General features: G+C 60.8%; 21 protein-coding genes. 17 read left to right on the top strand and 4 right to left on the bottom strand.

Annotation, left to right across the window (positions count from 1 at the left end; all coding sequences use genetic code 11):
- The coding region (locus VIW95_RS09540; RefSeq protein WP_331585796.1) for a TolC family protein at positions 1-296 on the top strand (296 nt) is incomplete at its 5' end.
- Positions 297-537: 241 nt separating this feature from the next.
- Entirely contained in the window at positions 538-711 is a 174-nt protein-coding gene (locus VIW95_RS09535; protein WP_331585794.1) for a hypothetical protein, read from the top strand.
- A gap of 445 nt (positions 712-1,156) precedes the next feature.
- Here the strand turns inward: VIW95_RS09535 and VIW95_RS09530 are convergent, their stop codons facing one another.
- Positions 1,157-1,555: a nuclear transport factor 2 family protein gene (locus tag VIW95_RS09530; protein WP_331585792.1), complete on the bottom strand. Its 399-nt coding sequence runs from the start codon at positions 1,553-1,555 to the stop codon at positions 1,157-1,159.
- 119 nt (positions 1,556-1,674) lie between these two features.
- Between VIW95_RS09530 and VIW95_RS09525 the strand changes: the two genes are divergently transcribed.
- Together VIW95_RS09525 and VIW95_RS09520 are read left to right on the top strand one after the other, a co-directional pair.
- Positions 1,675-2,106: an STY0301 family protein gene (locus VIW95_RS09525; protein WP_331585790.1), complete on the top strand. Its 432-nt coding sequence runs from the start codon at positions 1,675-1,677 to the stop codon at positions 2,104-2,106.
- A 282-nt stretch (positions 2,107-2,388) separates the two neighbouring features.
- A complete protein-coding gene (locus tag VIW95_RS09520) occupies positions 2,389-3,567 on the top strand; it encodes a TIGR03118 family protein (protein WP_331585788.1) in 1,179 nt (392 codons plus the stop codon).
- Positions 3,568-3,602: 35 nt separating this feature from the next.
- Here VIW95_RS09520 and VIW95_RS09515 read toward each other — a convergent pair whose 3' ends face one another.
- Positions 3,603-4,493 (bottom strand): phytanoyl-CoA dioxygenase family protein, encoded by an 891-nt coding sequence (locus VIW95_RS09515; protein WP_331585787.1) that lies wholly within the window; start codon positions 4,491-4,493, stop codon positions 3,603-3,605.
- A 256-nt stretch (positions 4,494-4,749) separates the two neighbouring features.
- On the opposite strand from VIW95_RS09515, the gene VIW95_RS09510 reads away from it, so the two are divergent.
- Positions 4,750-6,168 (top strand): hypothetical protein, encoded by a 1,419-nt coding sequence (locus VIW95_RS09510; RefSeq protein ID WP_331585785.1) that lies wholly within the window; start codon positions 4,750-4,752, stop codon positions 6,166-6,168.
- An 80-nt stretch (positions 6,169-6,248) separates the two neighbouring features.
- On the opposite strand, the gene VIW95_RS09505 is transcribed toward VIW95_RS09510, so the two are convergent.
- Positions 6,249-6,623 (bottom strand): pyridoxamine 5'-phosphate oxidase family protein, encoded by a 375-nt coding sequence (locus tag VIW95_RS09505; RefSeq protein WP_331585783.1) that lies wholly within the window; start codon positions 6,621-6,623, stop codon positions 6,249-6,251.
- 185 nt (positions 6,624-6,808) lie between these two features.
- Here VIW95_RS09505 and VIW95_RS09500 point away from each other — a divergent pair, with 185 nt between their 5' ends.
- The 3 genes from VIW95_RS09500 to VIW95_RS09490 all read left to right on the top strand — a co-directional run bounded on the left by VIW95_RS09500 (position 6,809) and on the right by VIW95_RS09490 (position 11,967).
- Positions 6,809-7,909 carry an adenylate/guanylate cyclase domain-containing protein gene (locus VIW95_RS09500; protein WP_331585781.1) on the top strand — a complete coding sequence of 367 codons (1,101 nt, stop codon included), beginning with the start codon at positions 6,809-6,811 and terminating at the stop codon, positions 7,907-7,909.
- Positions 7,830-10,145: a hypothetical protein gene (locus VIW95_RS09495; RefSeq protein WP_331585779.1), complete on the top strand. Its 2,316-nt coding sequence runs from the start codon at positions 7,830-7,832 to the stop codon at positions 10,143-10,145. Before VIW95_RS09500 ends, VIW95_RS09495 begins: the two co-directional genes overlap by 80 nt.
- A gap of 196 nt (positions 10,146-10,341) precedes the next feature.
- Entirely contained in the window at positions 10,342-11,967 is a 1,626-nt protein-coding gene (locus VIW95_RS09490; protein WP_331585777.1) for a hypothetical protein, read from the top strand.
- An 81-nt stretch (positions 11,968-12,048) separates the two neighbouring features.
- Here the strand turns inward: VIW95_RS09490 and VIW95_RS09485 are convergent, their stop codons facing one another.
- Positions 12,049-12,750, bottom strand: coding sequence for a PaaI family thioesterase (locus VIW95_RS09485; protein WP_331585776.1), 702 nt, complete (start codon positions 12,748-12,750; stop codon positions 12,049-12,051).
- Between the two features lie 206 nt (positions 12,751-12,956).
- On the opposite strand from VIW95_RS09485, the gene VIW95_RS09480 reads away from it, so the two are divergent.
- The 9 genes from VIW95_RS09480 to VIW95_RS09440 all read left to right on the top strand — a co-directional run.
- A complete protein-coding gene (locus VIW95_RS09480) occupies positions 12,957-13,694 on the top strand; it encodes a hypothetical protein (protein WP_331585774.1) in 738 nt (245 codons plus the stop codon).
- Positions 13,695-13,789: 95 nt separating this feature from the next.
- Positions 13,790-14,734, top strand: coding sequence for an alpha/beta hydrolase (locus VIW95_RS09475; RefSeq protein WP_331585772.1), 945 nt, complete (start codon positions 13,790-13,792; stop codon positions 14,732-14,734).
- A gap of 53 nt (positions 14,735-14,787) precedes the next feature.
- Positions 14,788-15,963, top strand: a complete 1,176-nt coding sequence (locus VIW95_RS09470) for an acyltransferase (protein ID WP_331585770.1) — start codon at positions 14,788-14,790, stop codon at positions 15,961-15,963.
- 73 nt (positions 15,964-16,036) lie between these two features.
- On the top strand, positions 16,037-16,909 hold the full coding sequence (locus VIW95_RS09465; RefSeq protein WP_331585768.1) for an ion channel: 873 nt from the start codon (positions 16,037-16,039) through the stop codon (positions 16,907-16,909).
- 93 nt (positions 16,910-17,002) lie between these two features.
- Complete coding sequence (locus VIW95_RS09460; RefSeq protein ID WP_331585766.1) at positions 17,003-18,100, top strand: acyl-CoA desaturase; 1,098 nt, start codon at positions 17,003-17,005, stop codon at positions 18,098-18,100.
- Between the two features lie 300 nt (positions 18,101-18,400).
- A complete protein-coding gene (locus VIW95_RS09455) occupies positions 18,401-19,684 on the top strand; it encodes a cyclopropane-fatty-acyl-phospholipid synthase family protein (RefSeq protein ID WP_331585764.1) in 1,284 nt (427 codons plus the stop codon).
- Between the two features lie 207 nt (positions 19,685-19,891).
- The gene (locus VIW95_RS09450; RefSeq protein ID WP_331585762.1) at positions 19,892-20,395 is read left to right on the top strand and encodes a transcriptional repressor; all 504 of its coding nucleotides are present in this window, start codon (positions 19,892-19,894) and stop codon (positions 20,393-20,395) included.
- A gap of 41 nt (positions 20,396-20,436) precedes the next feature.
- Entirely contained in the window at positions 20,437-20,853 is a 417-nt protein-coding gene (locus VIW95_RS09445) for a rubrerythrin family protein (protein ID WP_331585760.1), read from the top strand.
- A 177-nt stretch (positions 20,854-21,030) separates the two neighbouring features.
- The coding region (locus VIW95_RS09440; protein WP_331585758.1) for a heterodisulfide reductase-related iron-sulfur binding cluster at positions 21,031-21,958 on the top strand (928 nt) is incomplete at its 3' end.

Genomic DNA, 21,958 nt, shown 5'->3' with positions numbered 1-21,958 from the left:
AGCTTAAGTCGCTCGAAGTCGATGCGATCAGCTCCGTGTGGCGCGCGTACTACGAATTCCAGACCGCGCTCAGCCGTTACGACTACGCCAAGGCCCTGCTCGCCGCGTCGCAGGAGAGTTACGACGCCAACCTCGACACCTATCGGCAGGGGCTCAGCACCATCGTCGAGTTGCTGACCGCCGATCGCGATCTCGCCAACGCGCGCTACACGATAATTCAAAGCCGCGCGGACCTGCTGACGTCGTCCGCGGCGGTGGCGTACGCGGTGGGAGCCATCGAGATACCCCGTCCGTAACGCGTTCGTAACATAGAGCGCGATCTAGAAAGGCACGAGTTTGCTGCATGCAGTCGCGCGGCTGCCTTCACCGACTCTGCGCAAATAGCGGAGTTTTCGCGAGAAAAGGGCCTTGTTTTGCGAATCGCAAATGGCTGCGACTGCGCCGATCAGAAATACTTGAACGAAATAAGCACTTCGGTCACTGGCACCACCCTTGCTCTACCCCTGCTGTCAAACGAACTTACGGGAGGCAACGAAAATGGCTGCTACCACAATTAATCAGAGGCTCGCAGGCTTTCAGCAGGTGAAGGAGCAGACCGAGACTGTCGCCGCGGATCGGATCGCGCAGAACAGTGTGCTCAGCGAATTGCCCGGAATGGCGTTCGCGTTCCTGACCCTGGCGTACATCGTTCTTTCGTTCGTGAGCCTGTAAGCAAAGACGCATCGCATACCACGCACGGGAAGAAACCGGTTCAGACGAATAAAATCGATTTCGAACCGACTTCCCGCAGCGTTCCTGAATTACTTCATTCGACAGATGCGCGCGTCGCGGCATGAACGCACGGGCGATTCGCAAAGCGGCTCGGCGAGCCAAAGGACAATCGACCTGAAATCGCGCGCTGTTAGAAATCGACTTTAAGGTTCGCACGCGCAAGAGAGTTAGTATGATGGAAGTTTTATCGTTACTGGCGGGAGTGGCTATAGCGATTGTGATAATCGCGCGGCCGGGCAAACCATACCTCAAGAAACCAGGCGTCGAGCAGTAAGCCGATCGACGATCAGCGCGGCGATGCCGCGAGCTAGTTCCCCATGCTGCGGGGCGGGAGCGCGAAATGAATCGCGACACCGCCCCGCACTCGTTTTTTCCCATGCCGACGCTAGATCGGGTTTTCTTCGAAGAGACGCGCGACCATCGCCGAGTCGAGATAGGCCCTCACTCGGTCGATCGTGTCACCATCGAAGTGGACGACCCAGCAGTATCTGTTGTCGAACCTTAGTCCGTTCTTCGCCGTGGCCAAGGAGTGAAGTTCCACGACCGCCTGGTCATCCTTCACGAGCAGATGCTCGACGACGAGTTGAGCCCCGTTGGGCAGAACCTTGCCGAGCTTCGCGAAGGTCCCGGCCAGGAAATCAGATTTCGACTTGTAGTGACCGGCCAGCGGATGTGTGCCTTCGACAATCCAGTCGACCTTGTCGTCTACATGCTCGAAAAAACCCGCGCCATCGCCGTGCTCAAGCCCCTTGAAAATCTTTCCGACGTAATCTTCGGTGACCATGAGATCCTCCTGTGTACACGCGAGCAGTTGCTCGCTCGACGTAGGACGGACTGTCCTGCCCCAAAACTTGGAACTGAGCGCCGCATTCGTCCGATATATGATACTTCGAGAGGTAACCGATGAAGCAAGTCACATTCGCTCTGATCGCTTTCGCTTGCGCGATTGCGCCGGTGAATCTGGTGCACGCCGAGTCCGCTTGTCCAGCGACTATCGTCGTCGAGCAGAGAGCGTCGGCACCGGGGCCCGATTGGGCGGTGACGTATTCCGGCTACGAGACTGCGGTTGCGGGCGTGACGATATTCGACGGTCCTCCGGCGGAGCAGGCGTCGCTGGTGCCCGACAACGAGAAGACCGTCGGAGACAATATCATCCAGGCGTGGCAATTGCCGAAGAGCGAGCGCGGTTACTGGCTGCAATGCAACTATGCGAACACCACCGCGCAGATTTCACGGCGGCTGTCGGCGAACGTCACGCGATGTGAAGTCGTTTTGGATCACAACATGCACTTCGGCGGCGGCGGTAATGTAGTGAAGAGCGTGAATTGCAAATAGTCAATTACCGTTCGGCCACCGATCTGACTACTCAATTCCAATAGTATTTCGCAGTCTCACGCGCTATGGCAGCACATACTATACTTACTACACGCTGATTCCGGCTACTGACTAATCTTCCTGTCAACGAGTAGTATTCCGTTCGCGGCGCGCGAGAGTCAATACGGAATTTCACCGAGCCGATCCAAATTCCCGGCACGGCGGGAACCATCTGCATTCATCGTCGGTTTAGCCACGAGAGCCAGCCAATTTTTCGCGCTGGCTTTTCATATGGAGGAAACGATGAACCGCAAAATATTACCTTTGCTGGGCGCGAGCGCGATCGCGCTCGGCGCGGCGGCGAGTGCATTCGCCCAGATGCCGCCGACGCCGGATGCCAAGACCAAGGCGGCTGCTTACACTCAAACCAACCTGGTCACTTCGGGGAAGCCGCTGAAGGGGAAGGTCACCGACAAGAATCTGCTCAATGCATGGGGCCTGGTGCAGGGGCCGACACCGTTCTGGGTTTCCGACAACAACGCCGGAGTCTCGACGCTGTACGACGGCACTGGAAAGATCGTGGACGTCGCGAAGAAGACGCCGTTCGTCGTGACGATCCCGCCGCCCGGGAGCAGCACCGCCACTGCGGCACCGACGGGAATCGTTTTCAACAGTACGGCCACCGATTTCACCGGCGACCTTTTCATCTTCGCCACCGAAGATGGAACCATCGCGGGATGGCAGCCGGCTGACAACCTCGACGCCGTGCGCCACGCGGACAACTCTGCGATACCCACGGCGGCTACCGGGGCGGTGTACAAGGGCCTCGCCATCGCCACGCTCAACGGGCATCAGTTCATCTACGCGACGAATTTCCGATCGGGTAACGTCGATGTATTCGATAGCTCCTACAACCCGGTGACGTCGCTGACCGGGACCTTCACCGACCCGCATCCGATTGCAGGCTTCGCGCCTTTCGGAATTACGCTTTTTGGCACCAGCAATTTGTGGGTGACCTACGCGATGCAGGACGCTGCCAAACACGACCCCGTGCATCAGGTGGGCGCCGGTTATATCGATATCTTCAGCACTGAGGGCGTGTTCGAGGCTCGTTTCGCGACTGGCGGCAACCTCAACGCGCCGTGGGGGATGGTGCTCACGCCGACGAGCTTCGGTCCCCTGGGCGGTGACTTCTGGATCGGAAACTTCGGTGACGGAAACATCAACGCATATACCATCAACGGAGCCGGCATGGGCACTCAGGTCGGCCAGCCCAAAGACAATAAGGGCAACCCGCTGATTGTCGACGGACTGTGGGCGCTGGTCTTCGGCAATGGCACCAACAAAGCGGCGACCACTTCATTGTATTTCACGGCGGGGCCGAACATGGAGAGCGAGGGAATCTTCGGCACATTCGACGTCATGTCGAAGAAATCGCACGGTATGGTCGGAGGACCTGGACCATACGGCCCGATGATGTAGCAACGCGCTGGCCGCGTCCGACTGCTGGCTGATAGCTAGCGGTCGGCGCAGCCAGTCTTGTCGGGGAAGGCGCCGAGCTCGACAGCCTGGGCGAAAATCCTGGAGATTGGCGCGGCGGGCGGTTCGGGCAAGTCCCCGGCCGTTCGCGGCCATGCAATCGGCGTCACGGGGCTGTCGATCGGCGCACCGATTTCGATGTGGTAGCGCTCGACGGAGTCATGCGGAAAATTATTTTTGCGGGTCGAGCCGTCGCGAAAAAAAATCATCGTGTGCACGCGCCGCGTCTGCGAGCCGCTGTTCGCCTTTGCCATGTGCACGGTCAGCCCGTGATGGAACGCGACACCGCCGCGCGGGACCTCGACCCATACCGGCGGAGTGTCCTTGATCTGCGGCATCTTCAGAATTTCGAGCGCGTCTTCGGGCTTGAAGATGTTCACGAACTCGCGCAACCCGACCGCGTGTGAGCCCGGCACGTAGCCCATGCATCCGGTGGCGTGGGTCGAGCCGTCGAACGGGATCCACGCTGTGATGGTGTCGGTCTCGACCATCGGCCAGTAAGGTTGATCCTGATGCGGGTCGGTGAGGCGTCCGCCGGCTTCCTTGTATAACGCCTGGTCGTGCCACAGCCGGAGTGTGCCGACGCCGAGCAGTCGCGCGGCCGCCTCGCAAACAATCGGATGAAAGGTGAGCGGGCGAACCGCGGGCGTGTCCTCCCACAGATTGATGCACTGGATGAACGACTGTTCGTAAGGCGTCTTCTCGCCTAGCTTGCGACTGTCGAAGCGCTTGCGCCGCGCGACCGCCCCATCGACCGCGGCGCCGTAGCGATCGAGTTCGTCGGGGCCGAGCAAATCGGGCACCATGACGAAGCCGTCGCGCCGGAAGTGAGCGACATACGGTGCGATTTTGTCGGCGAGATTGGTCATTGAGAAATCCTCGGCATAGCTCCTTTCTTATAGCACGCGATCGGGAGCCGGCAATTGAACTGCATGCTCATGTGTGGCGCTATGAGATACATTCTGCTACAGCGAGTACGATTGTGAACGATTAAGCCACTATTAGAGAGGTTTGGCCTATGCGTCTGAACCGAACTGTTGGCTGTGTCGCGATCGCTTTCCTCTGGCCGTAGCCCGGTGCGCAGGGGCGCAATCGGAGCAGCCTCCGATTCCTCATTGGGCAGCGGTGGTTCATCAGCTCGCGCTGAAGGTCCACAACACCGGGCCTAACAGTTCCTCGACCGGGGTTTTTCCGCCGGTGATAGGGCAAACTCTGCCGAGCGTCGATCGCACCGGGATCGTCGAGACTTACAACCTCGCAGCGCCGACCAATACGGCAACCAATCCTTTCTTTCAGAGTCTGGGTCTCAACGGACGCGCGTGTGCGACTTGCCACGAACCCCGCAGCGCGTGGGGCGTCAGCGCCGAGTCGATCCAGCTCCGTTTCCTGTTGAGTGGGGGTACGGACCCGATTTTCCGCGTGGTCGATGGCGCCACCTGCTCGAATGACGACGTCAGCACGTTATTCAAAAGGTTCAAGGCGTACAGCTTGCTGCTATCCAAGGGACTGATTCGAATCTTTCTGCCGCTGCCTGCCACGCAAGCGGGATCCAGTCCTCCGGTCGCCGCGGATTTCGTAATCACCAAGGTCAACGATCCTTATGGCTGCACCGACCTGTCATCGACCACTCCCACGGTGTCGGTTTACAGGCGGCCACTGCCTTCAGCCAACCTGCACTTCCTGACGGGGTGTCCGGCGGGTCAGACCACGTGCGCTCCGCTGTCGATCATGTGGGACGGTAGAGAACCGTCGCTGCAGAGTCAGGCAATCGACGCCACGCTGGGCCATGCGCAAGCGGCGAATCCTCCAGGCCCAACGCAGGTCGCTCAGATCGTAAGCTTCGAATCGTCGATTTTCGACGCACAAGAGTTCGACTTCGAGGCCGGTCTGCTGCATTCGCAAGGGGCGACTGGCGGGCCACTGGCGCTCTCGCAGCAGGATTTTTTCATCGGCATCAACGATTCGCTGTCGGCGGGATTCGACCCCAACGTCTTCACGCTCTACGATGCGTGGCAGAATCAGCCGAATCCGGATCGCGCGTCAGTTGCCCGGGGCGAGGCGATTTTCAACACGCGGGAGTTTACGGTCAGCGGTGTGAACGGACTGAATTTGTTCTCGACCGATCCTCTCGGCGCCAACCCTCTCACCACCGGCACCTGCACCACCTGCCATGATTCGCCCAACGTCGGCAATCACTCCAAAAAGCTTGCGCTCAACATCGGCGTCGCCGACGCGATTCCACCAGTCCTCGACGTATCCGGACTGCCGGTCTTCACGGTGGCGTGCACGGACACCACCGGCCCGCTGGCGGGGCAGATTTTCAACGTGACCGATCTCGGCAAGGCGATGATCAGCGGCAATTGCGCGGACGTCGGCAAAGTGAAGGGCCCGATACTGCACGGCTTGGCCGCACGGGCGCCGTACTTTCACAACGGCTCTGCCCACAGTTTGGAGGACGTTGTGAATTTCTACGACCAGCGCTTCGCGATTGGCTTTAGCGATCAGGACAAGCAGGACCTGGTGGCCTTTCTCGGCACACTCTGAAGCGGCGCGTGCCTACAATTCCGCCTTGAACGCGACGCGGTCCGCGCCTGCGTAAGAAAGCCGCGTCGGCTTGACGCGCATCATGCGCAGGGTCGGGTATTTGAAGAATGGCGCTTCGAACGGCATTTCTTCAGAAATATTTCCTTCGAGGCTTCCCATTCCGCGCTGTCGCGCGCGACTTCGATTGCGACGCCCTGGATCAGCACGCGCGAGATCTCGAAGGTCTCGATCTTGCCCTTCTCGCGCGCGTCCATGAACACGCTCAGGTGGGGATGCTTGATCAGGTTTTGAAATTTCTCCGACGCGTCATTCATGATGAACAACAAATCGAACTCCGGGGTCTCGGCGAACGCCTGCATGGTGGCGGTCGGCCACTGATCGCCCTGGGTTACCAGGATTGCGACCTTGACCTCAGCCAGCAGTGCGGCGAGTCTCTCTTTCTGTGCAGCATCCACGTCGGTCTCCTTCTGATTGCGCGACAGAAAACTCTAAGCACCGCCACCGCGATTGAAGCAACCGGCGTGATTGACACTTCGCGAAGTGGAGTGGCAGGTTTGCACACGTCAGGAACTCGTCGCCATGAAATTTGACAGCCGCGGCCTCGCAGTCAGCACCGAATCTAACTTTCCTCGCAAGGCCGATGCGCTGCTCGAATTGCAAAACTGAAAACCCAGCGGGCAAGAAGTTCTGCGGTGATTGCGGCGCGGCGCTGGCGAATCTTTGTCCGAAATGCGGCGCCGAAAATCCAGCGGGCAAACGATTTTGTGGAGAGTGCGGCACGGCGCTCGAAGCGCCCGCGGCGGTTGCCTCGGCAAAGAAGTCGAGTGATTCAGCGATTCGAGTAGCTGAGGCGCCCGCCCCTGAAAATCTCGAAGGCGAGCGCAAGACGGTCACGGCGCTGTTCGTGGACATCAAGGGTTCGACGGAGCTGGAGCAGGACCTCGATCCCGAGGAAGCGCGCGCGATTATCGATCCGGCACTTAAGCTGATGATCGATGCGGTCCGCCGCTACGATGGTTACATCGTTCAATCCACCGGCGACGGCATCTTCGCGCTGTTCGGCGCACCCGTCGCGCACGAGGACCATCCGCAGCGCGCGCTGTACGCGGCACTGCGGATGCAAGAAGAGCTGAAACGCTATTCGGCGCGCTTGCGCGAGGCAGGCAATCTGCCACTCGAAGCGCGCGTCGGTGTGAACACCGGCGAGGTCGTCGTTCGTTCGATCACGACGGGCGAGGGACATACTGAGTACACGCCAATCGGCCACACGAACAATCTCGCCTCGCGGATGCAGGCGCTCGCGCCGACCGGCTCGATCGCAATCAGCGAGCAGACGCGCAAATTCGTCGAGGGATACTTCGAGCTCAAGCCGTTGGGTCCGACCAGGGTCAAGGGCGTCAGCGAGCCGGTCAACGTTTACGAAGTCACCGGTCTCGGCACGCTGCGCACGCGGCTTCAACGCTCAGCCAGCCGAGGGTACACAAAGTTTGTCGGGCGCGAGCGGCAGATGGATGCGCTCAGTCATGCGGCCGAGCTCGCCAGGCAGGGGCACGGGCAGATCGTGGCCGCGGTGGCCGATCCGGGGGTTGGGAAGTCGCGCCTCTTTTACGAGTTCAAAGCCAGGAACCAGTCAGGTCTGGATGGTGCTGGAGAGTTTCTCCGTGTCGCACGGGAAGGCATCCGCTTACTTTGCGGTCATCGACCTGCTGTACAACTATTTCAAAATCCTGGGCGAAGATGATCAACGCGCGCGTCGGGCGAAGGTCACCGGCAATGTCCTGACACTGGACCGTGCGTTGGAGGACACGCTCCCATACGTGCTTGCGCTGCTAGGCATCGCGGACGAGGACGATCCGCTCGCGGGCATGGATGCCCAGATCCGCAAGCGCCGCACGCTCGACGCGATCAAGCGAATCTTGCTGCGCGAGTCATTGAATCAACCGCTGATGCTGATGTTCGAGGACCTGCACTGGATCGATGAGGAGACGCAGGCGTTTCTAAATCTACTCGCCGACTCGATTGGGACCGCGAAGATCTTGCTCCTGGTCAACTATCGCCCCGAGTACTCGCATCAGTGGGGCTCGAAGACCTACTACACGCAGTTGCGGCTCGATCCGCTGGGCGAAGAGTCGGCCGACGAGATGCTCTCTGCGATCCTCGGCGACGGCGGCGAACTCGCGCCGCTCAAGCGGTTGATTATCGAGCGCACTGAGGGCAATCCGTTCTTCATGGAAGAGACGGTACTGGTGTTGCTCGATGAGGGTGCACTGCTACGCGACGGGGCGGCGATCAAGGTCACCAAGTCGCTCAATGAGCTAAAGATTCCTCCCACCGTGCAGGGGATACTGGCGGCGCGGATCGACCGCCTGCCCGCGGCTGAGAAGGAGCTGTTGCAAACCCTAGCCGTGATCGGAAAAGACTTTCCGCTCGCGCTGGTACGCGAGATCACCAAGAAGCCCGACGACGAGATCGATTCGATGCTCAACAACCTTCAACTGGCCGAGTTCATCTACGAGCAGCCCGCGGTCGGCGACGTCGAGTACACCTTCAAGCACGCGCTCACCCACGATGTCGCGTACAACTCGGTGCTGATCGAGCGCAGAAAGCTGCTGCACGAACGAGTCGGTTCCGCCATGGAAGCGTCATTCGCTCAATCAATCGACGATCATCTGAGCCAACTCGCTTACCACTACGGCCGCAGCGCCAACGTCCGAAAGGCGCTGGAATATCTGGGCCTGGCGGGCCAGCAGGCTCATCGGCGCTTGGCCCACAGCGAAGCAATCGTCCATCTGAACGCCGCACTCCAATTGCTGAAAAGCCTGCCCGAGGACGACGAGCGCCGGCGCGAGGAAGCGAGCCTGCAACTGACCTTCGCCGAGGCTGCAGCCGCAGCTAGAGGTCCCGGCGATGACGAGGTGGGCGCGGCGTTCGCGCGCGCCCGGGATCTCTGCACGCAGCTGGGCGACACCCGGCGGACCTTCCGCGTGCTGCTGGGCCTCAGGTTCTTCTACAATTTCAAGAGCCAATGGCAGAACGACCTCGAGACTTCGCAACAGCTCGTTGCGCTGGCCGAGCGTGAACCCGGCCCCGCAAGGCTGCTATGGGCGAACACCGCGCTTGGAGAAAGCCTCGGATACCAGGGCCGGCACCGTGACGCCCGCGCGCATCTCGAGAAAGCCATCGCTCTCATTCCCGCTATTGCGGAGCACACGGTCTTTCCGGTTGCGGATCCGCGCATTACGGCCCTCGACGTTCTTGGTGATGTTCTTTGGTGCCTCGGTTTTCCGGACCAGGCTCTTGAGCGTTGCCGCGAAGCGCTGACGCTGGCGCGCAAGCTCGGGAGGCCCTTTCCGTTATGCTCGGCGTATTCGGGCGTCTGTACGGTCTACCGAGATCGCGGCGAAGTCTCTGCGCTTGAGGAAGCGGCGAATGAGATGCGCGTGCTGGCGGATGAGCACGGGTTCGGGTTCTACAGAGAGGAGGGAACTTACTGGCGCGCTTGGTGCCTGGTGAAAAAGGGCAGCGTCGAGGAAGGGCTCAACGAGGTTCAGCGATCTATGGCCGCGCGACGTGCGGTGGGCTTGGCGGGTGGCGGTGCCCTTTTCGATGTGTTCGAGGCGTTCAGGAAACTCCGCCGATTCGATGAAGCGCTGGCCTTGTTGGACCAGACCACCTGGACGCAGAGGTTCTCCTCTGCTGTGAGGCGCGTCCGGGGTGAGCTGCAGCTGGAGGCCGGACGCTGCAGCGAGCGCGAGGCCGAGGACCTCTTCCGCGACGCGATCCGGATTGCTCGCAGCGAGGAAGCCAGATCATTCGAGCTGCGCGCGACCACCAGTCTCGCGCGGCTGCTCGCGAAGCAGGGCAAGCGCGACGAGGCACGCACGATGCTCGCCGACATCTACAACTGGTTCACCGAGGGCTTCGACACAGCCGATTTGAAGGACGCCAAGGCATTGCTCGAGGAGCTAAACGCATAGCCGGTTCGGTCAGCCTAGGGCTAATATCCTCTGCTTCGGCCAAAGACCTCGACTCAGACTCGTCGGAGAACCCCCTTTTTTTCCGCATCCTGCCAGCGCGGCCCGATTCGCTCGCCCGGTTGCATCTTTGGGTTCGGCGCTGATATTCCCGGTCCGACCGCCGCGATCCCGCGGCATCGAAGTGTTGGCCTTTGCGATGATCACAGAGAGAAAATCAGTCGTAGCCGCAATTGCGATCGCATTGCTGATGTTCGCCGCGTCGCAATCCTTTGCGGCCGAAACGGATCGACCTGATTCCGACGCCGTTGGCGCTTCTGCCAATCCAGGTAGCGCGCTTGAGTTGATGGCGCTGCAGAAATTCGGCCCTGCGCTGAGCGCGGCTGAACGGAAGCTGCTGCATGCCGCGCCGATGCGCGACGTGCCGTGGTTGGGACCCAGCGACGATACCGACAACGCAACCAACGATACCGCGCACGCCGAAAATTGGGGCGCCGAGCGAACGGTGCGCGCGGCAATAGTCGTGTGGCTACTCAGCGATCCCAAAGCGTCGCGATTCGTGCATCCCAGCGGACTCGCACTGGCGGGCGCGCGGATCACAGGCAGTCTCGATCTCTCCTACGCCACGGTGGACAAGCCGCTGACTCTCATCCGTTGCTACGTGCCCGAAGGAATCAACCTGCTGTCGGCCCATCTGCAGGATTTTACAGTGCGTCGCTCGCGCACCGGCGCGGTGTTCGGCAACCTGGCGAACGTGCACGGCGACGCGACGTTTATTATGGGCGACTACGGTTCGATGAGTTTCATGCGCGCGCGAATCGACGGGACGCTCGACTTGACCGGCGCGCGAATCCTCGATGCAGGTGAGGATTCGGTCAACCTGGTCGAGGCGAAGGTCGCCGGTGATGTGCTGTTTCACGACGGCTTCACGACAGACGGGATCGTGTTCGCGCGGCTGGCGAAAATTGGGCACGATCTGAGCTTTCACGACGTCGAGTTCAGGGGCGATGGTCAGCTCGACGCCGAGCGCGCCACAATCGATGGCACGTTCTACTGGTTTGAGGTGAAGCACACGGCGAAGACGGTGCTCGACCTCGAGGACGCGCACGCCGGCGCAATCTGGGACGACGAGGCGAGCTGGCCTGCGCCCGGCAATCTCGTGATCAACGGCTTCGTGTACGGCGACATTGCGGGCGGTCCCAGCGATGGAACGTCGCGCCTGCGATGGATTGGGCTGCAAGCGCCGGAATACCATCCGCAGCCATTTCGTCAGCTGGCAAAAGTCCTGAGCGAGATGGGGCGCGACGACGGCGCGACACAAGTGCGTATCGCCAAGGAAGTCGCACAGCGCCGCTTCGGCCATGAGAGCCTTGCGCAGCGCGCGTGGAGCGTGATGATGCAAATCACGATCGGCTTCGGCTACCAGCCGCTGCGCGCGCTGTGGTGGATCGCGGGGTTCGTGGGGCTCGGCACGATTCTATTTGGATGGGGCTACCGGCGGCGGATCATCACGCCGACTGAGGAGGCCGCCTACCGCGAATTCGTCGCGAGCGGAGATGCACCGCCGCATTATCCAGTCTTCAATCCGCTGATCTATTCGTTGGAAAACTTCCTGCCGGTAGTCGAGCTGCATCAGGACAAATACTGGCGTCCGAATCCGCGCCATCTAGTGTCAGGAAGAGCGACGCGCAGCGGAGAGTCACGCGATCCAAGCTCAGTCCCGAGCCGACTGCTGCGATGGTACTTGTGGATGCACATCCTCGCAGGCTGGACGATCACGCCGCTGCTGTTTGCGGGTTTGTCGGGGTTGGTGCGTCCCGACTAGTTGCTTCTCTATAAGAGAACAATCGCCTGCGCGGCGGGCGGCAGGGGTGACCCCTGCACCCAGTGAGGAGCTTGGCCTGTGTTACTTTTTCTTCTTCGCGATCGGGCGCTCCGTTACCATCGCGGCCATTGCGGCGAAGCGTTCCTGGCCGACTGCTATGAAGAGGCCCTCGGCTTCTGCGGTTAGCGTGCCGTTGGCTGACAGCGTTCCGTGCGTGAAGATTTTGCGGCCCTCGACGCGTTCGACGTACGCCTCGAAGACCAGCTCGGTCAGCAGCGGGGTCGGACGCCGGTAGCGAATCGTCAGCGTCCCCGTCATGCCGGGATTGCCGGTCAGCGACTGCGCCATGCCGAGAACTTCGTCGAATGCGGCGGCTAGAAATCCGCCGTGCACATGCCCGGGAGGACCCTCGTACGCGACGCCGAACGTGCCGCGGCCCTCGACCTTGTCGCCGAGCACGGCCAGCCGAATGGGCGGCGCGAGCGGGTTTGAGATTCCAATCAGCGGGCTGTGATCGAAAAACGCGTGAGGATCGCCGGCATTGGCGCTCTCGGCAAAGCCCTCGTAGCTGCGTGAAATGGGGTATTTGGACAGGCGCCGGGCGTAGCGCTCGAGCGCGTCGGCAGCGGCAGACAGGTCTTCTTCGGGTGCCGCGACCTGCACCAAATGGTCGATTACGCGCCGCATCGCGTTGGCTAATCGATGCGCCTGCGCGCGCCGTCCAGTCGCGGGGGCCTGGCTGACAGCCCACGCCGCTTCGAAATTTACATTTTGATCGCTCATTTTTTTTTAGTATTAAGGCCGCGCTCCGTTGTCGCGCGCGGATAAGTATAGAGCCCGCGCTCCATTGGATAATTGGGAGTGTGAGGCCCCCTTCCTAGCTTTTTTCGATGGTAGCCCTCGCCTCACGGTCAAGCTACGGCGCAGTCGTCAAAAGCAACGGCACTCGAAATGCATTCGTATATAATAGAATGGAACCGAGCAGCTCGATGCGAACCCGTATCCTTATACTGTGCATCCTCGTGTGTGGACTGGCTTCGATCGCGAGTCGAGCCGCTCGCGCGCAGACCACGCTCGAGGTCCCCGGACCGGCGAATCAGAATCAGCCTTACGTTCCGCCGGCGCAGCCGCCGGCTATCAGGATAGCGCCGTCTAACGGTGATGGCGGCAACACGATTCAACTTTTGCCGGGTTGGAATCAACCGCCTGCACAACCGCAACCGGCTCCGCCGCCGCCCGTCAACGTCGCGCCGATGACGGCGCAAGCGGCTCCGGCGCTGCCCTCGGTGTTCCGCGGATGCTGGCAGGGACAGGTGAGTCAGCTCGATTGGATCAGGAGCGAACCGGGTGCGCATAAAATCGGGTTCTGGACGACGAAGAATTATCGTCTGTGCTACAAGCGCGTCGGCAATCAACCGTTCACGTTGACGTTCACGGAAGCGGGCGTCGAGCCGAACGAGAAGATTATCAATGCGCGCGGCCATGTGGTGCCGATTTCGACCGACGGCCGCGCCTACGCGACGATGCGGTCGCGGCTGAACTTCGATGAATACAAAACCCGCGGCGACGGCTTCTCGCCGACATTTGCGGTGGACGAAGTCACCAACCTCGACTGCCGTATCGCCGGCGACGACATGATCGTCAGCGCCGACGTGTTCGGCGCGCGGGACGGGGCCCCCTGGTTCCGCGCCCACTGGCGCGCCGACTTCCACAAGTTCGAAAATTAATTTTTTTGGCATCTGCCGCGCGAACTTTTTTCCGATTCGAGAATCAGCGGCAACTTTCGCTTGCCTCTCGATGCCGTGTCGCCTAATGATCGCGCATGTCCACTGCGCTCGATCCCCAGATGAAAGTGATGCTCGACGTGTTCAACGCGGCCGGGCCGATGTTCCTGCGGGCGGAAACTGCCGAGCAGGCGCGGGCCAAGATGCGCGCGCTGCTGGAGGCGAATCCGATTCCGCCGCCGGCGATCTATCGCGTCGAGGATCGGCAGATTCCGGGCGCCGAGGGTAACGTCGCGGCGCGGGTCTATACGCCCGAGGGAAATCAGCCGATGGGCGTGCTGGTTTATTTCCACGGCGGTGGATGGGTGCTCGGCGATCTCGAGAGTCACGACCGCGTATGCCGGGCGCTGGCCAACCAGGCGGGATGCGTGGTCGTGTCGGTAGATTACCGGCTCGCGCCGGAGCACGTTTTCCCGGCCGGCGCCGAGGATTGCTACGCCGCGACGAAGTGGGTTGCGGAAAACGCGGCTTCGATCGGCGCGGACGGTGCGCGACTCGCGGTCGGCGGCGACAGCGCGGGCGGAAACCTGGCGGCGGTAGTATCGATAATGGCGCGCGATCGCGGCGGACCGGCGATCAATTTTCAGTTGTTGCTCTATCCGGTCACCGATTGCGCGCTGGCCACTCCGTCGCAGAAGGAATTCGCCAACGATGGCTACGTGCTGTCGCGCGCCGACATGGAGTGGTTCTGGAAAAATTACACCGACCCTATCGCAGAAAAAAATAATCCCTACGCATGCCCGTTGCGCGCGAAAGACCTGAGCGGCCTGCCCCCGGCGCTGGTACTCACTGCCAGTCACGACCCGCTGCGCGACGAGGGCGAACGTTTCGCCGAGCGCTTGATCGCCGCCGGAGTCAAAACCACCTGCACGCGCTACGAAGGCGTCACGCACGGCTTCGTCAGCTTCGCCGACGGCCTGGACAAGGGCAAAGAAGGCCAGCGCCAGGCCGCGGATGCGTTGAGAGTGGCGTTCGCGCGGTAACGTCTCCCTGGATAGCCTCTTACCGGACCGAGACGGAGCTGTTGTCACGAAATATGCTCGTTGATAAGTCGCTGCGCGGCACCGCAGCATCCGATCATCTCGACATGTTGCGAGGAGTTGCCGCGATAGCGGTGACACTCGCTCATCTGCGCCAGGGCTTTCTTGTGGACCCTTCAGATATCCGAGTGCCCTGGAACCCTCTGATTAGGATCGTCTATTTCGTCACAGCCTTTGGTCACTACTCGGTGATGATCTTTTTTGTGCTGAGCGGATTTCTGGTTGGGAGGATCGCGCTGCGTGGGCGGATGGACGGCAACTTCAGTTGGAGCGACTACGCGACAAATCGGCTTACTCGATTATATGTCGTGTTGATCCCGGCACTGATAATCGGAGCAGTTTGGGATGTCATCGGGATACATCTATTTGGGACCTCGGGAATCTACGGCGGACTGACGCCGAACCATAGCGACGCTGTGTTACCACATCTCTCCGCAGGCATCATGCTCGGCAACGCGTTTTTCCTGCAGGGCATCCTGACGCCGTCGTTCGGTGCCAATGGACCGCTGTGGAGCTTGAGTTACGAATTCTGGTACTACGTGCTCTTCCCGCTGATGGTGCTGGCCTTTCCGTTGGGGAAAGCCGGCTGGACTTCGGTGTTGTATGGCGCCGCTGCCTGCATTGTCGTGCTTTTCATCGCGCAGCCAATGAGGACTTACTTTCTGATTTGGCTGCTCGGCGCGACGATAAATCTGGCGCCCGAAAAGCCCGGCCAGCCGGGATATCTCTGGGTTTTAGCGGCGGTTGGGACTGCGGTGCTGGTGGTTGCGGCACTCAAATTCAAGACCGACATCAATGAGTGTGGCGACTTCGTCGTTGGAGCCGCGACGGCTGCGATGATCTTAGTTATATTGCGCAGTTCTGCCAGGAGCCGGTCCGGACTCTATTCTCGAGCGGCACGCGGACTGGCGGGATTCTCCTACACCCTTTATTTGGTGCATGGCCCGCTGATGGTATTTGTCAGCGCATGGCTCGTTCCGCCACGAATGTGGCAACCAACTGCACCGCACCTCGCAATTGCCGCAGCCCTCGGTATCTTCACCATCGCGTATGCGTTGCTGATAGCTCAATTTACCGAATGGCGAACAGATGCCGTCAGGCGCCGAGTGAACGCACTTGGGAATCGATCACGAGCTCGGGCCCCGCTTCCTTCCCATCCGCATGACGGTTAAAGAGTAACGCGATGTAGTGACTCGCCTTCCCCTTCTCGCCTGTGCGCGTCGCGCTCCGCTATATTTCTCCGCGATGGCGAAGCGGAGAGTTCAGCTTGGCAGTCTCAGAGGCGACGGTCTGATTCATGGCGCTCCCACTGGCGCTTTCGAGGACCTTTACCACTTCCTGGTGACGTCTTCGTGGCCTGCGCTGATCGGGTTGATAGCCGCCGCCTTCACGATCGCCAACCTGCTGTTCGCCACCGGCTACTACCTCGATCAAGGAATCGAGAACGCGCGCACCGGGTCGTTCGCCGACATGTTTTTTTTCAGCGTGCAGACGATGGCGACGATCGGTTACGGCAAGATGGAGCCAGTCACGATCTTCTCGAACATCCTGGTCTCAGTAGAGGCGCTGACCGGATTGCTCGCGCTCGCGCTGATGACGGGGCTGGTTTTCTCGAAGTTCTCGCGCCCCACTGCGCGTGTGAGATTCAGCCGCTACGTGGTGATCGGTCCGCGTGACGGGACGCCAAGCCTGATGATCCGCGCGGCTAACTTGCGCGCGAACCGGATCGTCGAGGCGGAAATCCACGTCGTGTTGGCCCGCCAGGAAGTCACGGTCGAGGGCGACACGGTTCGGCGTCTTTACGATTTCCCAATGACGCGCAGCCGCAGTGCGATGTTCGCGTTGTCGTGGACCGCGGTTCATCGGATCGTCGAGGGCAGTCCGCTGTTCGGGCAGACGCGCGAATCGCTCGCCGATTGCGCGCCCGAGATCATCGTGTCTATCATTGGTCTCGACGAGACGTTCTCTCAGACCGTTCACGCCCGACATACCTACGAACTTGACGAGATCGTCTGGGGCGCACGCTTTGCGGACGTGCTGGTGCTCCACCCCGACGGCAGCCGAAGCGTTGACTACACGCGGTTCGACGATGTCGAGATGCTTACGCCCGCCAAGTGACGCGTCTTGGTGCCTGTTCACATAGAAGTGTAAATCTGTGCATTATGACAACGTCCATGCGGCAGGAATTCCGCGCATGGGTGGGGAGACAGAATGACGACAGGTGAGGCGGGAAAATCCCGCAGGTTTCTTATTGCGATCGCACGATGGTTCGATACCTCGGTTGGCGGCAGCCCCGATCCTGATGAGCCGCAGAAGACCGACTGGTTTCGATGCATCCCGTTCGTAGTAGTCCATCTGATGTGCCTGGGCGTCATCTGGGTCGGATGGAGCCCGGTGGCGGTCGGCGTCGCCATCGCGCTGTACTTCATCCGGATGTTTGCGATCACCGGATTTTATCATCGCTATTTTTCACATCGATCGTTCAAGACTTCGCGCGCGGGCCAGTTTGTATTCGCGGCAATCGGCGCGACCGCGGTGCAGCGCGGCGCGCTATGGTGGGCGTCGCATCATCGTCTGCATCATCAGCGCTCGGACGAGCCGACCGACGTTCATTCACCAGCTCAGCAGGGTTTCATCTGGAGCCACATCGGATGGATCACGTCGGAGGCGAACTTCCGATCCGAGCTGAGCGTCGTGCGCGATCTCGCGAAGTTTCCCGAGCTGATGTTTCTCGATCGCTTCGACGTGCTGATTCCGACGGTGCTCGGCTTCGCGCTGTTCGGGCTGGGTGCGGAGCTTCAGCGGCATGCGCCGGGCCTGCACACGACCGGCGCGCAAATGCTGGTCTGGGGCTTTTTCATTTCGACCGTGGTGCTCGCGCACGGCACCTTTACGATCAATTCGCTGGCGCACGTTTTCGGGCGCCGCCGCTATGAGACCAACGACGACAGCCGCAACAGCTTCGCACTGGCGATGGTCACGCTCGGCGAAGGATGGCACAACAATCACCATCACTTTCCGGCCGCCGCGCGCAACGGATTTTTCTGGTGGGAAATCGACATCACCTACTACACGCTCAAGCTGCTCGAAGCCTGCGGCATAATCTGGGACCTGCGCCAGGTACCGCCCGAGCTGCTGGACGAAGACCGGATTGCGGCGAAGCCGCGCGCGTCGGTTCCGTCGATGGCCCCGGCGATCGCGTATGCGCGAGAGAGCATCGAGGCTGGGCGCCGAATCATTCCGTCGCTCCCGGAGCTTGCACCGCAGAGCGCCGGAGTTTCAGTAACCGAACCCGAACCCGCACCCTAGTCCGCTCCGAATGCGTAACCTCGGCGCGCCTTCAGAGCAGAAGCAGAATCCTGAATCGCGCGCGTAAGAACGCGCGCTGAATAAGGTCCCTCACCTTCGATCCTCTCCCTTTGGGAGAGGGAAGAACGCCTACGAGTACTCAGGGTAAACTCCGTCCCGCATCTTTCTTTAATTCTGGGTGCAGGGGTCACCCCTGCCCAAGGAAGCGTGAAACCCAGGCGGGTTTCACACTACAATTAAGTTGGTTTCCCTTTTCGCGCTTGCGCCGCGACGTGACCGCGTGTAATCGAATGCGTCGAGATGGGCAAGTCTGATTCCATAGTTGCGTCGGGCGTCGATGCGGCCCGGGCGCGTCGTCCGGCGATCCTCGATCGTTTTGCGCGCCGCGCGGTTCTCAGCCGCCTGGCGGGAATCAAAAGCGGGCACATCGAAATCGAAGACGGCGGCGAGCGGATTCCATTCGGACAGAATCTGTCCGATGCCGATTTGCACGCGACTATTCGTGTCCACGACCATCGCTTCTATTCCGACCTCGCGCTCGCGGGCAGCATGGGCGCCGCCGAGGCGTACATGGCGGGATCGTGGACGAGCGACGATCTGACCGCGCTGGTGCAAATCATGATTCGCAATCGCGACGTGACCGAGGGTATCGACGGCGGCCTCGCGCGGCTCGCCAATCCGGTCCGCCGCGTCATCCACTATCTAAATCGCAACACGAGAACCGGCAGCGAGCGCAACATCGCAGCGCACTACGATCTCGGCAACGATTTCTTCGAGCTGATACTCGATCGCACGCTGATGTACTCGTGTGCGATTTTCGAGCGTCCCGACGCCACGCTCGAGGAGGCGGCGATGGCCAAGGTTGACCGGATCTGCCGCAAGCTCGATCTGCGCGCGCACGATCATCTCGTTGAGATCGGCACCGGATGGGGCGGGTTTGCGATTCACGCGGCCAAAAACTACGGATGCCGCGTGACGACCATCACGATCTCGCGCGAGCAGCACGATTACGCCGTCAAGCAAATCGCGGCCGAGGGGCTGTCGGAGCGAATCACCGTGCTGTTCAAGGACTACCGCGACTTGACCGGCCAGTTCGACAAGGCGGTGTCGATCGAGATGATCGAAGCGGTCGGGCATCAGTTCCTCGATTCATATTTTCGCAAATGCGGCGAGTTGCTGAAGCCCGACGGCATGATGCTGTTGCAGGCGATCACGATCACCGACCGCGAGTACGAGGCGGCGACCAGGCGCGTCGATTTCATCAAGAAGTACATTTTTCCCGGCAGCTTCCTGCCGTCGGTCACGGCGCTGTGCGATTCGCTCACGCGCTCGAGCGACCTGCGCCTGTTCCATCTCGAGGACCTGACGCCCAACTACGCCGAGACCTTGAAACACTGGCGGCTCAGGATGTTCAAGAACATCGAGCGCGTGCGGGCGCTCGGCTATCCCGAAGAATTCATCCGGATGTGGGAGTTCTACCTCCGCTACAGCGAAGCCGGCTTCCGCGAGCGGTATATCGGGGACGTGCAGATGCTGCTGACGAAGCCGGACTGCCGCCGAGCGCCGATCCTGCCGCGTCTGTAATTTACCTCTCCCCTCGGGAGAGGTCGTGCGGCGACACTTGTCGCGCGCGCGGGTGAGGGCGCTAGCATCGAGCGCAATGCCGGCGCCCTCACCCGCGCCGGAGGCGCGTCCTCTCCCGGGGGGAGAGGTATAGGATTCATTCGCGCGGCGGATGATTGCTCGGCTTGCGACAGCGGTAACTAGATGATAATTATTATCATCTAGGTTATGGAACTACAGCTCGTAAATGAAGGACGGCGCGGTCCTTACGCGGCGAAGCGGCTCTCGGAGTTCGCCGAGCGATGCCGGCGGGGCGGGCTGGCGGTCACGCCGCAGCGCCTGGCGATCATCAAGGTGCTGCTCGACTCGGACGAGCATCCGCGGGCCGACGCAATTTTCACCGCCGTACGCATTCAGCATCCGCACATCTCGCTCGCGACCGTGCATCGCACGCTCGAAACGCTGTGCGACATCGGCGAGGCGCGCAAGGTCACGATGTTGCACGACGGCGCGCGGTACGACGGCAACACCACGCCGCATCATCACGTGGTGTGCGTCAGATGCCGGCGGATCCGCGATATCGAGATTCTGCGGCTGGACCGGCTGCTCGCGGGACAGTCGGCGCTCGGCGAGTTCACGGTGATCGGGTCATCGCTGGAAATTCACGCGCTGTGCGACGAATGCGGCTCCAAACGCGCAAAGACAAATCGAACGAAGCAGCCGCGCGGCTGATTCAGCAATCAACTAAATCAACACTTCAGGGAGAAAGGAAAATGGCAAATCTCAAAGGAACCAAAACTCATCAGAATCTGAAGGACGCGTTCGCGGGTGAGAGCCAGGCGAATCGCCGCTATCTCTACTTCGCCAAGGTCGCGGACGTTGAAGGCCAGCCAGAAATCGCGGGCCTTTTTCGCGATACTGCCGAGGGCGAGACCGGGCATGCGCATGGGCATCTCGACTATCTAAAGTCAGTTGGCGATCCTGCGACCGGACTGCCGATGGGCGATTCGATCCTGAACCTCAAAGCTGCGGTCCATGGCGAGACGCACGAGTACACCGACATGTATCCCGGAATGGCGAAGACAGCGCGTGAAGAAGGTTTCCCGGAAATCGCGGACTGGTTCGAGACGCTCGCCAAGGCCGAGAAGTCGCACGCCGGACGTTTCGCGAAGGCACAGACCACGCTCTAGCAGGCATCGCGCGAAAGCAACCTAACCCCTAATCCCTTTCCATAAGTGGGAAGGGGGACCGGTCGCGGAGAGAAAGGAGCGGAATCTTGAATCGCGCGGTAGCGCTGCAACAGGACCCTCACCTTCATCCTCTCCCTTACAGGGAGAGGAAACAGAGCGGAACGGTCGCGGAAATTGATGGCTAAGCGAATCGAGTCGAGGCCGACTGACGGCCTCTCTTACAATTCCACCGAGGCGAAGTATTGGGACCGCGCTGGGCTCGACAAGGAAGTCGAGCGGGTCTTCGACATCTGTCAGGGGTGCCGCTTGTGCTTCATTCTTTGTCCGTCGTTTCCGGCGCTGTTCGACGCCGTCGATCGCAACGACGGCGATGTGCAAGCGCTGACGGCGGCCGAGAAAGAGCGCGTCATCGACCTTTGCTACGGATGCAAGCTGTGCGAGGTGAAATGTCCGTACACGCCGCACGACGGCCACGAATTTCAGCTCGATTTCCCGCGCCTCATCCTTCGGGCCAAGGCGGTGAACGCCAAAGAGGACGGCGTCGGGCTGCGCGAGCGCGTGCTGGCACGTCCGGATCAGCTCGGCAAGGTGGGAGCGACGGCGCCGGCGCTCGCTAACATGATGTGCCGGCAGAAGTTTCAGCGCGTGATGATGGAGAAGCTGCTCGGGATACATCGCGACAAGCTGCTGCCGGACTTCGCCGCGGAGACTTTCGACAAGTGGCTCGAGCGCAATCCGCTGCCGCCGATTCCGGCAGAGCCGGCGGCGAAGGTCGCGATTTTTCCAACGTGCTTCGTCAATTATTACAACCCCGAGCCGGGCAAGGCGGCGGTCGAGGTTTTTGCGAAGAACGGATGCGCGGTGACATGCCCGAAGCAGAATTGCTGCGGGATGCCGGCGCTCGACGGCGGTGACGTTGAGTTCGCGCGCAAGGAAGCGCGCGCGAATATCGATTCGATGCTGCCGCTGGTGCGCGAGGGCTACAAAATCGCCGCGATCAATCCGACCTGCTCGCTGATGATGCGGCTGGAGTATCCGAACTTGCTGGCGGGCGACGAGGTCAAGGAGTTCGCGGCGGCGATCGTCGATTCGCACGAGCTGCTCT

Source organism: Binatus sp. (SeqCode) (assembly GCF_036522015.1).
Classification (GTDB): domain Bacteria; phylum Desulfobacterota; class Binatia; order Binatales; family Binataceae; genus Binatus.
The sequence above is the reverse complement of the archived record's forward strand: the minus strand, read 5'-3'. Positions and strand labels throughout refer to the sequence as shown.

Coding starts and splice junctions, on each gene's coding strand:
- VIW95_RS09475 (WP_331585772.1), top strand. CDS start 13,790: ATGTCCACTGCGCTCGATCCCCAGATGAAAGTGATGCTCGACGTGTTC.
- VIW95_RS09465 (WP_331585768.1), top strand. CDS start 16,037: ATGGCGAAGCGGAGAGTTCAGCTTGGCAGTCTCAGAGGCGACGGTCTG.
- VIW95_RS09515 (WP_331585787.1), bottom strand. CDS start 4,493: ATGACCAATCTCGCCGACAAAATCGCACCGTATGTCGCTCACTTCCGG.
- VIW95_RS09525 (WP_331585790.1), top strand. CDS start 1,675: ATGAAGCAAGTCACATTCGCTCTGATCGCTTTCGCTTGCGCGATTGCG.
- VIW95_RS09445 (WP_331585760.1), top strand. CDS start 20,437: ATGGCAAATCTCAAAGGAACCAAAACTCATCAGAATCTGAAGGACGCG.
- VIW95_RS09460 (WP_331585766.1), top strand. CDS start 17,003: ATGACGACAGGTGAGGCGGGAAAATCCCGCAGGTTTCTTATTGCGATC.
- VIW95_RS09530 (WP_331585792.1), bottom strand. CDS start 1,555: ATGGTCACCGAAGATTACGTCGGAAAGATTTTCAAGGGGCTTGAGCAC.
- VIW95_RS09535 (WP_331585794.1), top strand. CDS start 538: ATGGCTGCTACCACAATTAATCAGAGGCTCGCAGGCTTTCAGCAGGTG.
- VIW95_RS09500 (WP_331585781.1), top strand. CDS start 6,809: ATGCGCTGCTCGAATTGCAAAACTGAAAACCCAGCGGGCAAGAAGTTC.
- VIW95_RS09470 (WP_331585770.1), top strand. CDS start 14,788: ATGCTCGTTGATAAGTCGCTGCGCGGCACCGCAGCATCCGATCATCTC.
- VIW95_RS09450 (WP_331585762.1), top strand. CDS start 19,892: ATGGAACTACAGCTCGTAAATGAAGGACGGCGCGGTCCTTACGCGGCG.
- VIW95_RS09455 (WP_331585764.1), top strand. CDS start 18,401: ATGGGCAAGTCTGATTCCATAGTTGCGTCGGGCGTCGATGCGGCCCGG.
- VIW95_RS09480 (WP_331585774.1), top strand. CDS start 12,957: ATGCGAACCCGTATCCTTATACTGTGCATCCTCGTGTGTGGACTGGCT.
- VIW95_RS09520 (WP_331585788.1), top strand. CDS start 2,389: ATGAACCGCAAAATATTACCTTTGCTGGGCGCGAGCGCGATCGCGCTC.
- VIW95_RS09490 (WP_331585777.1), top strand. CDS start 10,342: ATGATCACAGAGAGAAAATCAGTCGTAGCCGCAATTGCGATCGCATTG.
- VIW95_RS09485 (WP_331585776.1), bottom strand. CDS start 12,750: ATGAGCGATCAAAATGTAAATTTCGAAGCGGCGTGGGCTGTCAGCCAG.